Origin of the sequence: Cypionkella aquatica, assembly GCF_030161095.1 — a bacterium.
Lineage (GTDB): Bacteria > Pseudomonadota > Alphaproteobacteria > Rhodobacterales > Rhodobacteraceae > Cypionkella > Cypionkella aquatica.
This window is the reverse complement of the sequence record NZ_BSPP01000007.1, coordinates 414,862-428,668: the sequence shown is the minus strand read 5'-3', so window position 1 is coordinate 428,668 and position 13,807 is coordinate 414,862. Positions and strand designations below refer to the sequence as shown.

At 61.5% G+C, this 13,807-nt stretch carries 13 protein-coding genes; 9 read left to right on the top strand and 4 right to left on the bottom strand.

Going from position 1 to position 13,807, the window contains the following annotated elements:
- The first annotated feature begins 10 nt into the window (after positions 1-10).
- The 5 genes from QQJ98_RS10620 to QQJ98_RS10600 all read left to right on the top strand — a co-directional run bounded on the left by QQJ98_RS10620 (position 11) and on the right by QQJ98_RS10600 (position 5,234).
- Complete coding sequence (locus tag QQJ98_RS10620; RefSeq protein WP_284325310.1) at positions 11-1,108, top strand: ABC transporter substrate-binding protein; 1,098 nt, start codon at positions 11-13, stop codon at positions 1,106-1,108.
- Between the two features lie 79 nt (positions 1,109-1,187).
- Positions 1,188-2,057 (top strand): inositol monophosphatase family protein, encoded by an 870-nt coding sequence (locus QQJ98_RS10615; protein ID WP_284325309.1) that lies wholly within the window; start codon positions 1,188-1,190, stop codon positions 2,055-2,057.
- A 115-nt stretch (positions 2,058-2,172) separates the two neighbouring features.
- Positions 2,173-3,027: an inositol monophosphatase family protein gene (locus tag QQJ98_RS10610; RefSeq protein ID WP_284325308.1), complete on the top strand. Its 855-nt coding sequence runs from the start codon at positions 2,173-2,175 to the stop codon at positions 3,025-3,027.
- Complete coding sequence (locus QQJ98_RS10605) at positions 3,024-3,647, top strand: dual specificity protein phosphatase family protein (protein ID WP_284325307.1); 624 nt, start codon at positions 3,024-3,026, stop codon at positions 3,645-3,647. The genes QQJ98_RS10610 and QQJ98_RS10605 overlap by 4 nt, the downstream gene beginning before the upstream one ends.
- 3 nt (positions 3,648-3,650) lie before the next feature.
- Complete coding sequence (locus tag QQJ98_RS10600) at positions 3,651-5,234, top strand: metallophosphoesterase family protein (protein WP_284325306.1); 1,584 nt, start codon at positions 3,651-3,653, stop codon at positions 5,232-5,234.
- Between the two features lie 35 nt (positions 5,235-5,269).
- On the opposite strand, the gene QQJ98_RS10595 is transcribed toward QQJ98_RS10600, so the two are convergent.
- Together QQJ98_RS10595 and QQJ98_RS10590 are read right to left on the bottom strand one after the other, a co-directional pair.
- Positions 5,270-6,232: a LacI family DNA-binding transcriptional regulator gene (locus QQJ98_RS10595; RefSeq protein WP_284325305.1), complete on the bottom strand. Its 963-nt coding sequence runs from the start codon at positions 6,230-6,232 to the stop codon at positions 5,270-5,272.
- A 1-nt stretch (position 6,233) separates the two neighbouring features.
- A complete protein-coding gene (locus QQJ98_RS10590; RefSeq protein ID WP_284325304.1) occupies positions 6,234-6,464 on the bottom strand; it encodes a hypothetical protein in 231 nt (76 codons plus the stop codon).
- A 93-nt stretch (positions 6,465-6,557) separates the two neighbouring features.
- On the opposite strand from QQJ98_RS10590, the gene QQJ98_RS10585 reads away from it, so the two are divergent.
- A complete protein-coding gene (locus tag QQJ98_RS10585) occupies positions 6,558-8,198 on the top strand; it encodes a Na/Pi cotransporter family protein (protein WP_284325303.1) in 1,641 nt (546 codons plus the stop codon).
- Positions 8,199-8,351: 153 nt separating this feature from the next.
- On the opposite strand, the gene QQJ98_RS10580 is transcribed toward QQJ98_RS10585, so the two are convergent.
- Both QQJ98_RS10580 and QQJ98_RS10575 read right to left on the bottom strand, forming a co-directional pair.
- A complete protein-coding gene (locus QQJ98_RS10580; RefSeq protein ID WP_284325302.1) occupies positions 8,352-9,431 on the bottom strand; it encodes an alkene reductase in 1,080 nt (359 codons plus the stop codon).
- Between the two features lie 197 nt (positions 9,432-9,628).
- Positions 9,629-10,471, bottom strand: a complete 843-nt coding sequence (locus QQJ98_RS10575; RefSeq protein ID WP_284325301.1) for an amidohydrolase family protein — start codon at positions 10,469-10,471, stop codon at positions 9,629-9,631.
- 172 nt (positions 10,472-10,643) lie between these two features.
- On the opposite strand from QQJ98_RS10575, the gene QQJ98_RS10570 reads away from it, so the two are divergent.
- From QQJ98_RS10570 to QQJ98_RS10560, 3 genes are all read left to right on the top strand, one after another.
- Entirely contained in the window at positions 10,644-11,954 is a 1,311-nt protein-coding gene (locus QQJ98_RS10570; RefSeq protein ID WP_284325300.1) for an ABC transporter substrate-binding protein, read from the top strand.
- 87 nt (positions 11,955-12,041) lie between these two features.
- Complete coding sequence (locus tag QQJ98_RS10565; RefSeq protein WP_284325299.1) at positions 12,042-12,941, top strand: carbohydrate ABC transporter permease; 900 nt, start codon at positions 12,042-12,044, stop codon at positions 12,939-12,941.
- The gene (locus tag QQJ98_RS10560) at positions 12,941-13,807 is read left to right on the top strand and encodes a carbohydrate ABC transporter permease (protein WP_284325298.1); all 867 of its coding nucleotides are present in this window, start codon (positions 12,941-12,943) and stop codon (positions 13,805-13,807) included. Before QQJ98_RS10565 ends, QQJ98_RS10560 begins: the two co-directional genes overlap by 1 nt.

Genomic DNA, 13,807 nt, shown 5'->3' with positions numbered 1-13,807 from the left:
GACTCGCAATATGACCCCCAAAATGCTCGTCCCCTTGGGGATTTTGCTCGCCACGACCGCACAGGCGCAAAGCTTTGATCTTGACGCGCTGATCGCCGCCGCCAAGACCGAACCGCCGATCACCATCTATGACAGCACCGGCAAGATCGTCGATATGGCTGACGCATTCAGCGCGAAATATGGGCTGCAGGCGACCGGCGAAAAGGTCTCGGCCAACAGCCAGCTGGAAATGCTGATCCGCGAATCTCAGGCCGGAAATGTACAAGGCGATGTTGCTCTGCTGACCGATACCCCAGCTGCGATGGCACAATTGTTGCCGACCGATATTCTGGAAAGCTGGGTGCCTGCCGATATCGAGGCCGATATTCCCGAAGGCTATCGAAATCCACTGGCGATTTCGACCAATGCCAACGTCTGGGTTTATAACACCGAGAAATATCCCGCCTGCCCGGTGCAAAACATCTGGCAGCTGACCGAGCCTGAATGGAAGGGCAAGGTCGCCTTGATCGACCCTTTGACCAAGGGCACCTATACCGATTGGTTCAACCAGATGGCGCTGCATGGCGGTGACAAGATTGCCGCCGCCTATCAGGCGCAATACGGCAAGCCGCTGGAAACCGATCAGGCCAGCCCCGCCGCCGCTTGGCTTGCCGCACTTGCCGCCAATGCCCCCCTGATGGCAGATGGCGATGACCGCATCTCCGAAGCCGTCGGGGCCGCCGGACAGGCAGAGCCGTTCATGGGCCTCGTCAGTTCCGCCAAGTTCCGCGACAACGCCGACAAAGGCTACAAGTTGGGGCTTTGCACCGGTTTGGACCCGTGGCTGGGCTGGACCTATACCAAACTTGGCCTGATCGCCAAAGGCACCGACAGCCCGAATGCCGCGCGGCTGTTCATCCACTATGTGCTGACCGAAGAAGGCATCATGCCGCAGATGCTGGATGGCAAGATCCCCACCAGCAGCAAGATCACCCTGCCCGCTGACGAGCCTTCGGGGCTTGCGGCGCATATCGGCGATCTGTTTGCCTATGACGCCTCGACCGGTCTGCAAGATTGGGAAACCCGACAGGATTGGCAGGACTTCTGGCAGCTGAACCACAAGCGCTAGCCCCTGCCATGCGGGGGGCGGCTCTCCAAACCGCCCCCCCGTTTCAATCATTGACCCCGTTCATGCGCTGGAACCCCAGATGACCGATGCCCACCGCCATATCGCTGCCACTGCCGAAGCCGCCTGCCGTTTGGTTGGCCCTGCCCTGCTGACAGCCTTTCGGTCGCAAATGCAGATCGACTTCAAAGTGGATCGCCACGATCCCGTCACCGAACATGACCGCGCCGCCGAAGCGGCCATCCGCGACTTTATCTTCCGTGAAGTGCCCGATTCCACCTTCATGGGCGAGGAAGGCGGCAGTGTGGGCACCGGCCCGGTGCGCTGGTTTGTCGATCCGATCGACGGCACCTCAAACTTCGCGCGCGGGCTGGCGTTCTGGTGCGTCTCGGTCGGGGTGATGATCGGCGATAAGGTCGTCGCCGGTGCAATCTTCGATCCTGTCGCCGATAACATGTTCACCGGATCGGCAGCGGGGGCATTTCTGAACGGCAAACCCATGCAGTCGCGGGCCGAACCCGACGAGGCCCATGCCGTTCTGATCACCGGCTATCCGGTGACACGGGACTTTCGCCTTGATGGTCAGACGCTGGCCTTGCAGCGCTTTGGACGGCTGACTGAAACCTTCGCCACAGTGCGGCGTCCGGGCAGTGCGGCGCTGTCGATTGCGCATGTTGCGGCGGGTTGGGTCGATGCGGCGGCGGGTTTTGGCGTCAACCCATGGGATGTCACCGCCGCAATTGCGATCTTGCAGCACGCGGGCGGCAGCTATCACCCCTACAGCCTTGGCAAAGTGGCCGAAGACGCCCCACCCCACCTGCATCCGGGCTATATAGCCCTTGGGGCAGGCGCGCAGTATCCGGTTTTGCGCAGCATCGCCGCTGAAATCTCGGCAGGGCGGACTGTCGCGCGCACGGCAAAAGAAGCGCCACAGAACGCGCGTGCATCATGATCTGGATTCAGATGAAAAACAGCATTAATTACCCATATAAATCAGAGTTGAAGCCAATGCACACATGTGCAATTACCCATGGGAACACTTCGACCAACACCACAGGAAACACCCGATGATCCTTGATGATTTGGCCATCGACCAGCGCGAGGCCTTCTGCCTTGATCTGGCACGCAGCGCGGCAATTCTGGCTTTGGCGGGGTTTGAGCGGCAGGCAGGCCAGCCGATCGGCATGAAGGGCCCGCAAGACTATCTGACCGAAACCGATGGTGCCGTTGAACAGCATATCCGCAACCGCATCGCCACGGCCTTTCCGCAAGACGGCTTTCTCGGCGAGGAAACCGGCGGCACGCCGGGGGATGTCGCTTGGGTGGTGGACCCGATTGATGGCACCGCGAATTTCGCCCGCGCCATCCCGCATTTTTGCATCTCTATCGCCTTTGTTGCCAATGGCGAGGTGCAACTGGGCGCAATCCTGAACCCCGCAACCCAAGAGCTTTACTTTGCCCGCAAAGGCCGTGGTGCCACCCGCAATGGCCAAAGTTTAAGGGTCTCCCCGACCACCGATCTGAACGCCACCTCGTTCGAGCTTGGCTGGTCAAACCGCGTGCCGCTGGCGCGCTATATTCAGGCGCTGACCGCCCTGTTTGAAGCGGGCAGCAACGTGCGGCGCAGCGCGTCGGGGGCGATGGCATTGGCCTATGTGGCGGATGGGCGCACCGACGGTTACGCCGAATTGCACATGAATTCATGGGATTGTCTGGCGGGCCTGCTGCTGGTGCGCGAGGCGGGCGGCGTCACCGGCCCGTTCCTGTCGCTGGGCGGTTTGCTTGACGGCGCGCCGGTGCTGGCAGCCTCGCCCGCTGTGGCGGCCGCACTGTCCGCCGCCACCGGCATCGCCCTTTTGACCCAAGCCGATATTCTGGCCACCCCAAACCAGCCGACCCTTACCACCCTGAGGACCGCATGACCGAAAAACCCTCCCCCCGCTTTGACCGCCCGACGATCAGCAAGGTTTACGAAAACCTGCCCGGCTACGGCGTCGATCTTTATGTCGGCGGGCGCGAGGGGGCCTCTGACATCCCGTTGTTGCGCGCGCATGGCATCTCTACCGTGCTGAATTGCGCGGTGAACCTGGATTTCAACTATGTCGCCACCCCGGATGAAGTCTCGCACGACTCGGTCGGCTATGGCCCCGCGCTGATCCGCTATTACAAGCTGGGCATCGTCGATGGGCCGGGCAATCCTGACACGATGATGCTGGCGGGCTTTTTCCAGCTGCGCGGCGCGCTGGATCAGATCCTGCCCGAAAAGCCCAGCTATCCCCGGCGCGAACGCGGCAACCTTTTGGTAAACTGCCGGGCGGGCCGCTCGCGCTCTGTGGCCTTGGTGGCGCTTTTTCTGCATGTGCATCTGCCGCAAGAGTTTCCAAGCCTGTCCGCAGCCATCGACCATGTGCGCACCCAGCGCGCCCTGCAGCCTGAGGAATGGCACGAGACGCCAAAGCCCATGCTGATCGCCGCAGCCGAGCGCACCGCGCATTGGGTTGCGTTGATTGATGCCGACATCGCCCGCAGCGCCAAGCCCTAAGCGATGATACGCCTTGCCGTCATCGCCGACCCGCATTTCCACAATTGCAATTGGGTGCCCAAAGACAGCGGCCTGCCGGGGGCGATCCGCAGCTTTGCAGACAGCATAGACTCCACCCGCGTGTTCAACGAATCCGCCGCAGCCTTTCGCGCGGCTTTGGATCACGCGGTGGCTGCAGGCGCAAAACTTGCCATTCTGGTGGGCGATCTGACCGATGACGGCCAAGCTCCCAACATTGATGCCGCTGTTGCCCTGCTTGCCGATTATCGCAGGCTGCACGGGCTGCGGGTGTTTGCGACGCTTGGCAATCACGACTGCTTTGCGCAAAGCGGGCGGCCTCAGGTGAAGAACTTCATAGCCGCCGATGGCCGCTGCATCGCGGTTGACAGCGCAACCGCGCCCGATGCCGCAACGCTTGGCACCCTGCCCGCGCTGCAGAAAATGGCGCGGCTGGGCTATCAACCCGATCCCGATGATCTGCATTGGGAAACCCCCTTTGGCCAAAACCCCGACTGGGCCGCGCGCAGTTATGCAACCTTCAGCCCCGATGGCGCCACGCAATGCCCGATGATAGATGCCTCTTATCTGGTGGAGCCAGTCGCCGGGCTTTGGCTGTTGTCGATTGATGCCAATGTCTGTGTGCCGCGCGATGGGGCTACGGATTTCAGCGATCCCGCGCAGTTTCACGATCCCAGCAACGGCGGCTGGCCCAGCCTGCTGCGCCACCGCGCGCATCTGCTGGGCTGGATGACCGATGTGGCCGCCCGCGCGAAAGCCGCAGGCAAGCAGCTGATCGCATTTTCGCATTATCCGGTGCTTGATCCGCTGGCAGGCGCTTCGGCGGATGAGGTGGCGCTGTTTGGTGCAACCGGACTTGCGCGCCGCGCACCCGGTCCAGCGGTGGCGCAGGCTTTCGCGGCCACAGGCGTCGCTGTGCATTTTTCGGGACATCTGCATGTCAACGACACCGCGCTATATCAGACCACGCAAAGCCGGTTTCTGAACATCGCGGTGCCGTCGCCAGTGGGCTTTCCGCCCGCGATGAAACTGGCCGAGATTGACCACGGCCAGATTAGCCTGCGCACAGTCTCGCTGGCCCAAGCCGCCGGACATGACGCAGCCTTTGCAGCCTACCGCGCCGAGGCGCAGGGCACAGGTCTGCAGGCGCGGGCGACGGATGCAAAGACCTACGGCGCCTTCATGGATCACCACCTGCGCGCAATCGCGCAAGGCCGCTACATCGCGCGCGAATGGCCCAAGGACATGGCAGCTTTTCTGATCGGTCATCAGATGTCAGACTTGCTGGCGCTGATCGGCGTGGCGCTGCACGCGCCAGACCTGCCGCTGCCGGTGTTCGCCGAAGACTGGTATCGGTTGCGCAAAGGCGGCGCGCTTGCCCTGCCCTACATCCCCGCCCAGCGGCTGACATTCTACCGCGCGCTCTGCGCTCAGCTGCCAAAGTCAGACGGCACCCCGCTTGCCGCACAATTTGTGGCGCTGTTGCGGATGATGCGCGCCTATCTGGATCGCCTGCCGAATGGGGATTTCGTGATCGACATGGCCGATCTGCGGATCACCCCGCTCTGATCACCGCGCTCTGACCAAAACTGCCCGGTCTGCCCCTAGGGCCGCACGCTGCGCCGCCACACCACCTGCACCGGGAATTTCTTGTTCTGGGTGGCGACCTCATCCGTGGTCAGGATCGCTGCGATATACTCTGCAATCTCGCCAATAGGTTGGCGGAATGTGGTCAGGTTATAGCCCAGCCATCCCGCCTCGGCGATATCGTCAAAGCCGATCACACACAGATCATCCGGGATCGACAGACGGAAATCCTGCCGCGCCGCATCTATAAAGCCAATCGCCAAAAGATCAGTGACGCAAAACACCCCGTCAGGCCGCAAAGACGCCGCCAGCAGCTGCCGCGCACTATCGCCGCCCGCCGCATAACCCGTAGGCCCCGCCCGGCTGACGGTGACAGCAAATCCCTCTGCCGCCGCCGCCGCGACAAAGGCATTTTCGCGCGCGGTGACACTTGGCGTCCCCGCGGTCGAGCTGACCACCGCAAGCCGCGTGCAGCCAGCGCGAAGCAACATCAGACAGGCCTCGCGCGCCGCATCTTCATTGCCAACCATGATACATTCCGGCCCCACGATCGGATCATCCCGGTTGATCAGGATCACCCGCTGGCCATTATCAATGCAGGTTTCAATCAACGAGGCCGAGGGGCTGCCCGACACCACCACCGTGGCATCGGCACGATAGTTCAACGTCTGGCGCAGCGCCGCTTCGACATTGGCCGCCAGCCCTGCGGTGTTCAGCACCATCACCACCTTGCCGATTTCCTGCAACCGACGTGTCACCGCCTCAAGGAAGGCCGATTGATAGGGCGTCTGCATTTCCGCCACGATCAGACACACGATCCCCGACCGATGCTGGATCAGCCCACGCGCCAGATGGTTGACGTGGTAGCCCAGCTTTTCCGCCGCAGCCATGACCTTGCGCCGCGTCGAGTCAGACACACTCGCGCCTTCAGTAAAGGTGCGCGACACAGCCGAGCGCGACACGCCAGCAAGCTCTGCCACCTTATGCGCGCTGATCGGCGCCTTTTGCGGCTTTGATTTCGACTTGGGCAAGATCGGCATCCGGCGTTAAGGCAACTTGTTGCAGTGTTGCACAGATGTGTGAACAAGAAAACCACTTCGATTGCACCGCCGCAAAATCCGCTGATTGCGCGGTATACCTTAAAAATACTGGAAAAATCTGCGCCCGGCCGATCGCTTGCACAACTATATCTTCGGCAGCGTTGCAATACATTCTGGTTTCCAGCATCAAATATTGCACACATGTGCACAACCTGTCACCCTGCCCTGCAAAAGGCGCATACCGCGCCCAGCGACGGGGGCCACCTTGGAATCGACGATACAGCTGATTGACCTGCTTGGCGCGGCTTCGCTGCTGATCTGGGGCTTGCGGATGATCAAGACCGGGGTGCTGCGGGCTTTTGGCGCGGTCCTGCGGCAATGGATCGCCAAGGGCACCACCAACCGGGTCTATGCGGCGTTCTGGGGCTTTCTGGTGACGTTGGGGTTGCAATCCAGCACGGCGACGGCGGTGATCACCGCCTCATTCACCGCCCGCGACATCGTCAATCCGCGCATGGCGCAGGCGGTGTTGCTGGGGGCCAATCTGGGCACGGCGCTGGTGACATTGGTGCTGTCGATGGACATTCACTGGCTGGGCAGCGTGCTGATATTTGTCGGCGTGGTGCTGTCAACCTCGGCTGAAACCAACATGCCGCGCAACTTGGGCCGGGCAGTGCTGGGGCTGGGGCTGATGCTGCTGGCGCTGCATCTGTTGTCCGGCATCACGGCCCCGCTGCGGTCGTCGCCCACCGTGGTCACGGTGCTGTCGGCGCTGGACAATGCCCCGGTGTTTGCGGTGCTGGTGGCGGCGGCGCTTGCCGTGCTGGCATCCTCCAGCTTGGCGGTGGTGGTGCTGGTGATGCTGCTTGCAGGGGCTGGCGTGGTCGCGCCACCGCTTGCGCTGTGCCTTGTCGCCGGGGCCAATCTGGGCGGCGCAATCCCGCCGCATCTGGCGGTGGCCTCTGAAGGGGTCGCCGCACGGCGCTTGACGCTGTCAAACATGATCGTGCGGATGCTGGGATCGGTCTTGGTGATGATCTTTGCAGTCCCACTCGCGGCGGCATTGCAGCAGGTGCTGCCTGATCCGGCGCAGCTGACAGTGGGCGCGCATGTGGGCTTCAACCTTGCGCTTCTGGTGATTTTCCTGCCGCTGATTGGCCCGGTGGCCCGGTTGGTGGAACGCGTGATGCCGGATCGCACTGATCCCACGCGCGGCGGCCCGGCCTATCTTGATGACAGCCTTTTGCACACCCCCGACATGGCGCTTGCTGTCGCCGCCCGCGAGACGCTGCGGGTCGGCGACATCATCGGCGAAATGCTGGACCGCACGCTGGTGACGCTGAACACCTCGGACGAGCTGGCCTGCACCGATGTTGCACGGCTGGAAAACGAGGTCGACGAGCTGCACGAGGCGATCAAGCTTTATGTCACCCGCCTTGGCCGATCAGAGCTTGATCCAGACGATTCCCGCCGTGCGCATGAGGTGATTTCCTATGCGATCAATCTGGAGCATGTCGGCGATATCATCGAAAGCGGTCTGGCCGAGATTGCCCTGAAAAAGGCGCGCAAAAAGCTGAGTTTCTCGGCCGAGGGTCTTGCCGAGATCAAGGATTTCTACGCCCATACCCGTGAAAACCTGCAAATGGCGCAGGCGATCTTTCTGTCGCGCGATCCGCAAATGGCCCGCCGCCTGCTGGATCAAAAGGTGATCATCCGCAAGATCGAAGCGCAATCTGCCGAACATCACCTGAACCGCGTCCGCGCAGGCCGCGTCGAGACGATAGAAACCAGCACGCTGCACCTTGATCTTCTGCGCGACCTCAAGCGCGTCAATGCCCACCTTGCCTCGGTCGCGCATCCGATTTTGGAAGAGCTGGGCGCTCTGCGCGAGAGCCGCGTGCGCTGACAGGGCAGCACACTTTGCCGCCAATGCTGCCCCCCCAGATCATGCCCGCCCCGCAAAACAAAACCCGCCGTGGAAACCACGGCGGGATAAGTCTTGCCTGAAATCTGGCAATTCGGACATCTGGCCACCTCGGTCGCCAGCTGAAACCGCGCTTTAGCTTTGGGCCAGCGCCGGATAATCAGTATAGCCCTCTGCCCCGCCACCATAGATCGTGGCCGGATTGCTTTCGGCCAATGCAGCCCCGCTTTGCAGGCGTGCCACCAGATCGGGGTTGGCAATGAAAGGTCGCCCAAACGCCACCAGATCAGCAGCGCCGCTGTCAAGGTGCTCGGCAGCCAAGGCCGCATCATAGCCGTTGTTGCCGATATATGTGCCGCTGAACGCACGGCGCAGGGCGGCATAATCAAACGGCGCAACATCGCGCGGACCACCGGTGGCACCTTCGATCAGGTGGATATAGCTGATGCCCAACGCATTCAGCTTGGCCACGATATAGTCGAACAGCGGCTGCGGATCGCTGGTCGAAACCCCATTCGCAGGCGTCACCGGAGACAACCGGATGCCAGTGCGATCCGCACCAATCTCGCGCGCCACCGCTTCGGTCACTTCCAGCATCAGCCGCGCGCGGTTTTCTATCGAGCCGCCATAGCCATCGGTGCGCTGGTTCGCCCCATCCTTGGCGAATTGGTCCAGCAGATAGCCATTCGCGCCATGCACCTCAACGCCATCAAACCCGGCCTTGATCGCATTGGCCGCCGCTTGGCGGAAATCCTCAATGATCGCCGGGATCTCGTCCAGCTTCAGCGCGCGCGGCATCGAAGTCGCGACGATCTGATTGTGCACAAAAGTCGTGGTGCCCGAGGCAATCGCCGAAGGTGCCACAGGCGCTTGCCCGCCCGGTTGCAGATCAACATGCGAAATCCGCCCGACATGCCAGATCTGCAGAAAAATCCGCCCGCCCTTGCCATGCACCGCATCCGTCACTTTGCGCCAGCCGTCTATCTGATCTTGGGTGAATATCCCCGGCGTGTCCTGATAGCCCTGCGCCTGCGCCGAGACTTGCGTGGCCTCGGCAATGATCAGCCCGGCACTTGCACGTTGGGCGTAATATTCCACCGTCAACGGCCCCGGCACCAGCCCCGCAATCGCCCGGCTGCGGGTCAATGGGGCCATGACAATACGGTTTGCCAGCGGGGTCGCACCCAGCTGATAGGGTTGGAAAAGCGAAGTCATAGGCAGTCCTTTGGTGACTTGGCCATTTCAAATTTGGCCATATTTGCAATTTTCGGCGGCTGAAGCCGGCGCATCCTGTGCGCCAGAACCCCGATCGGCCCATCTCATCAGAACCGTTGATCTGGCCAGCGCGCCCGAGGCCCTAACATGGGGGCCAAGCTGCGAAAGTCAATGCAGCCCCACTCGAAACTCCGGGGCTAAGGCCTTGCCGCTACGTCCCAAATCCGGCGCGCATTGCCTTGCAAGACCGCATCGCGTTCGGGCGCACTCAGCCCCGAAAGCAGCGCCTGCGTGCAAGCCACCCATTCCGCAAGGTTGGACTGCAAACTGCACACCGGGCTGTCCGACCCCCAAACCATCCGCGCCGGGCCAAAACTTTGCAGCACATGATCGACCCAAGGCCGCAGGCTTTCAAGGCTCCAGCCGCCCCCGGTATACGCGGTGATGCCAGAAAGCTTGAGGCTGACATTGGGCCGCTCGGCCAAAGCGGTGATCCCCGCCGCCCAAACCGCAAAAGCGTCACCCGCAATATCGGGCACGCCGCAGTGATCCAGCACAAACGCCGTTTCCGGGCAGGCATCGGCCAGACTTTGCGCCAGCGGCAATTGCCGCGCCAGCATCACAATATCGAAAGGCAGCCCAGCCTTTCCCAACCGCGCGATGTTCTGCCGGAAAAGCGCCCCCTGCGACACCGCATCCGGCACCACATGCAGCACCCGCCGCACCCCCTTCACCACCCGCAGATCAGCCCGCTCCAACCAAGCCGCAAAGCCCGCGGCCTCGGGTCGCGCCGCCGCAATCGCCCCGCGGATCAAACTGCCCGGCCGCTGCATCAGTTCGGCGACAAAGGCGGTTTCAGCCTCCATATCCGCCTCAGCCACGTCCACTTCCATATGCAGCACATCCCTGATGCCAACGCGGCGGGCCACGGACTCGTAGTCATCATACGTCCAATCGCGGTTCAGCGCCGGGGCATCGCCCAGCCACGGATAAGACAGCCGCTTGCGGTCGATCAGATGCAGATGGGTGTCAAAGATCATCGGCAGGCCCCCTGTTATGGCAATCACCCCGACCAAACCGCCGGATTTGCACACAGTCATACTTGACTCGCCGCCGCATGTCACGTTTAACTATAAAAAGATGTTCTGGATATGAAATTGCCATCATCCGGGATCACCCCATTGGAACATCACAAAAACGGGAGGAGACGACATGAAGGGACGCGTTGCCAGCTCTGTGCTGGCGCTTGCCGCTGGTTTGGGATTTGCCACAGCCGCCTTGGCCGATGGCGAATATGCCGGCGTGACCATCGAGGCCAAACTGATCGGCGGCCAACAATATGAGGCCCTCTACGCCCGCATCGCCGATTGGGAAAAAGCGACCGGCGCCAAGGTCAATATCATCAGCCAGAAGAACCATTTTGAGCTGGATAAGGAATACAAGGCCGATATCGCGGCAGGCACCACCAGCTGGTGCGTGGGCTCGAACCATTCGTCCTTCGCGCCGCAATACCCCGATCTGTTCACCGATCTGACGCCCTTGGTGCCAGCGGAATCGGTGGCAGGCTTTGTGCCCGCCAACATCACCGCCGCCACCATCAACGGCAAACTGACCATGCTGCCGCGCGCGCAGTTCGATGTCTCGGCACTGTATTACCAGAAATCGCTTTACGCCGACCCGGCCAAGGCCGAAGCCTTCAAGACCAAGTTCGGCTATGATCTGGCCGTGCCGGAAACCTGGGACCAGTTCCGCGATCAGGCGGAATTCTTTGCCGCCCCGCCAAACTTCTACGGCACCCAATACGCGGGCAAGGACGAGGCGATCAACGGCCGCTTCTACGAGCTTGTCGTCGCCAACGGCGGCAAGATGTTCAACGACGACATGTCGCCCGCCTTCAACTCGGCTGCGGGCAAAGAGGCGCTGCAGTGGTTCGTGGATCTGTATAAGGCGGGCGCAGTTCCACCCGGCACCACCAACTATCTGTGGGATGATCTGGGCAACGGCTTTGCCTCGGGCACCATCGCGCTGAACCTCGATTGGCCGGGATGGTCGGGCTTCTTCAACGACCCGGCAGCCTCGAAAGTCGCGGGCAATGTCGGCGTCGCCCCTGCGCCCAAAGGCTCGGCTGGCGTGCGCACCGGCTGGTCAGGCTTCCACGGCTTTTCGGTCACCGAAGGCTGTGCAACCAAAGAAGCCGCTGCATCCTTGGTGGATTTCCTGACCAATGAGGACAGCCAAAAGCTGGAATCTGCCGCAGGTCCGCTGCCATCCCGCACCGCTGTCTGGGCCTATGTCAAAGACCAAGCCAAGGCTGATCCTTACAAGACCGAGGTTCTGGCCGCATTCGAGGAAACCGCGAAAACCGCGTTCCCGGTGCCGCCAACGCCCTATTGGATCGAATCCGGCAACCTGATCTTCCCGGAACTGCAAGCCGCCATCCTTGGCGACAAAACCGTGGATCAAGCGTTGCAAGACGCGTCAGATGCCGTGGACAGTCTGATGAAAGAAAACGGCGTCTATTGATCGCCGCTTAGCCAACAGGGGCGGCCACCGCGCCGCCCCTTCCCCCTCTCTTGTCGCTTGATGGCCCCGCCTCAGCCCGGAGTTTCCATGTTTCGTGCCAAACTGCCCCCATGGCTGGTGCTTTTGCTGCCCGCCTTCATCATCATTCTGGCGGTGGTCGCGATCCCGCTGATCCTGTCGCTATATTCCAGCTTTACGCCCTACCATCTGACCCGGCCCGATACGCTGTGGAAGTGGACAGGCAGCTTCAACTACATCAAAGCCGCCAGTGATGCGAATTTCTGGAAAGCCTTTGGCCGCACCGTCCTGCTGCTGACGATTGCCCTGAACACCGAGATGCTGCTGGGCCTTGGCCTTGCGCTGATGGTGTCGAAAGTCACCCGCGGCCAGCGCGCTTTGCGCACCGCGATGATGTTCCCAATGATGTTCTCGCCGATTCTGGTGGGCTTTCAGTTCAAGTTTATCTTCAATGATAACGTGGGCTTGGTGAACAACGCCCTGCAATCTCTGGGCCTGACCGATGTGGCGATCCCGTGGTTGGTCGATGGCAACCTTGCGATGTTCGCCATCATCTTTGCCGAGGTCTGGACCTCGACTTCCGTTTTCGCCATCCTGATCCTCGCAGGCCTGTTCGCCATCCCGCAAGACCCGCTAGAGGCCGCCAAGGTTGACGGCTGCACGCCATGGCAATCGTTCCGCTTTGTCACCCTGCCCTTCCTGATGCCGTTCATCTACATCGCCATGGCCATCCGTTCGCTGGATGTGGCCCGCGCCTATGACATCGTGCAAGTGATGACCAACGGCGGCCCCGCGCGACGTACAGAACTGCTCTGGACCCTGATCGGGCGCACCGGCTACGTCGATGCCCGCATGGGCTATGCCAATGCCATGGGCTACATCGCGATCCTGATGTCGATTGGCTTCACGATCTATTTCTTCCTGAAACTGCAAACCGCCCGGCGAGAGCTGGGCATGGGGGAAATGTGATGGCCTCTGCCACCCAACACCGCATCAAGAAACGCGCCCTGAAAACCGCGCATTTTCTCGGGCTTTTCCTTGCAATGTCGCTGATCTGCATCCCCGGTCTGTGGGTGGTGCTGAACAGCTTCCGCCCAACCATCGAGATCATGGCGAAACCTCCGGTCTGGATGCCGCAAAGCCTCAGCCTTGATCACTACCGCGCCATGTTCGGTGGCGCAGGCGAAGGCGGCATCCCGGTGATGACCTATTTCCGCAACTCGCTGATCATCTCGATCACCTCAACCGTGATCGCTTTGCTGGTCGGCATGGCGGGCGGCTATGCGTTCGCGCGCTATAGCTTCAAGGCCAAGGGCATGATGTTCGTGGCCCTGATGGCCAGCCGCGCCGTCCCCGGCGTGGCGCTGTCCTTGCCGCTGTTCATTATCTTTGGCCGCACGGGCATCATCGACACCCATTTCGGCCTGATCCTTGTCTATGTCGCAATGAACGTGCCGTTCACCATCTGGCTGATCGACGGCTTTTTCCGGCAAGTGCCAAAAGAACTGGCCGAGGCCGCCGAGATTGACGGCTGCACCCGCTGGCAGGCGTTCTGGAAGGTTGAATTTCCGGTCGCCCGCTCTGGCATCGCAAGCGCTGGCATTTTCGCCTTCCTGACCTCGTGGAACGAATATGCCCTTGCCAGCCAACTGACCCGCTCCACCACCTCAAAAACCATGCCGGTGGGTCTGCTGGATTTCACCTCGCAATTCACCCTCAACTGGGGCGGCATGTGCGCGCTGGCGGTCTTGATGATCATTCCAGCCCTGCTGCTGACCTTCGTTGTGCAAAAACACCTGATCGCCGGGCTGACCTTCGGCGGCGTCAAAGGATAA

Bases quoted from the DNA above. Each gene is read 5' to 3' on its own strand.
- QQJ98_RS10620 (WP_284325310.1), top strand. From the start codon at position 11: ATGACCCCCAAAATGCTCGTCCCCTTGGGGATTTTGCTCGCCACGACC.
- QQJ98_RS10615 (WP_284325309.1), top strand. From the start codon at position 1,188: ATGACCGATGCCCACCGCCATATCGCTGCCACTGCCGAAGCCGCCTGC.
- QQJ98_RS10610 (WP_284325308.1), top strand. From the start codon at position 2,173: ATGATCCTTGATGATTTGGCCATCGACCAGCGCGAGGCCTTCTGCCTT.
- QQJ98_RS10605 (WP_284325307.1), top strand. From the start codon at position 3,024: ATGACCGAAAAACCCTCCCCCCGCTTTGACCGCCCGACGATCAGCAAG.
- QQJ98_RS10600 (WP_284325306.1), top strand. From the start codon at position 3,651: ATGATACGCCTTGCCGTCATCGCCGACCCGCATTTCCACAATTGCAAT.
- QQJ98_RS10590 (WP_284325304.1), bottom strand. From the start codon at position 6,464: ATGTATTGCAACGCTGCCGAAGATATAGTTGTGCAAGCGATCGGCCGG.
- QQJ98_RS10580 (WP_284325302.1), bottom strand. From the start codon at position 9,431: ATGACTTCGCTTTTCCAACCCTATCAGCTGGGTGCGACCCCGCTGGCA.
- QQJ98_RS10575 (WP_284325301.1), bottom strand. From the start codon at position 10,471: ATGATCTTTGACACCCATCTGCATCTGATCGACCGCAAGCGGCTGTCT.
- QQJ98_RS10570 (WP_284325300.1), top strand. From the start codon at position 10,644: ATGAAGGGACGCGTTGCCAGCTCTGTGCTGGCGCTTGCCGCTGGTTTG.
- QQJ98_RS10565 (WP_284325299.1), top strand. From the start codon at position 12,042: ATGTTTCGTGCCAAACTGCCCCCATGGCTGGTGCTTTTGCTGCCCGCC.
- QQJ98_RS10560 (WP_284325298.1), top strand. From the start codon at position 12,941: ATGGCCTCTGCCACCCAACACCGCATCAAGAAACGCGCCCTGAAAACC.